The sequence below is a fragment of the Vibrio sp. 1562 genome (assembly GCF_033340155.1).
Lineage (GTDB): Bacteria > Pseudomonadota > Gammaproteobacteria > Enterobacterales > Vibrionaceae > Vibrio > Vibrio alginolyticus.
In genome coordinates this window covers 1-541 of record NZ_JAWOVY010000692.1, presented here as the reverse complement: position 1 = coordinate 541, position 541 = coordinate 1, and the positions used below count along the sequence as shown (strand labels likewise).

The 541-nt window shown below is 49.9% G+C and carries 1 protein-coding gene; it reads left to right on the top strand.

All coding sequences use genetic code 11. The annotated features are described in order from the left end of the window. Positions 1–541, top strand: a 541-nt coding sequence (locus tag R7Z49_RS27125; RefSeq protein ID WP_318112767.1) for an efflux RND transporter permease subunit, incomplete at both ends; no start/stop codon positions are given.

The following is a 541-nucleotide window of genomic DNA, read 5'->3' as shown; positions in this document are numbered from 1 at the left end:
GCGGCGAATATTACGATGAAGACAAAGCGGTCACCGACATCATGAAGCAGCAACCAAAAGCAATGCTGATCATGGTGATCATTTTAGTCGCGATGTTCAACGGCTTTAAGCAGCCAATCATCATCCTCGCAACGCTACCACTGGCAGCATCAGGGGCTGTGTTTGCTCTGCTTGGGTTCGATAAACCATTTGGCTTTATGGCGCTAATCGGAGCTATCACATTGACCGGGATGATCATCAAAAATGGCATCGTACTAATGGATCAAATTGAGCTCGAACGCACAAATGGCAAGAGCTTGTCTGACGCGATCAAAGAAGCCACGGTCAACCGTACTATGGCCATTTCTATGGGTGCGTTAACGACCGCGCTCGGCATGATCCCGCTGCTGTCAGATCTGCTGTTTGACCAAATGGCGGCAACCATCATCGGAGGCTTGGCAGCCGCAACCATATTGTCACTGTTTGTCATGCCTGCGCTGTATCGCCTTGCTTACAAAGAAAAAGCACCATCCACACAAACCAACGCTGAGCTAGAGGAGGC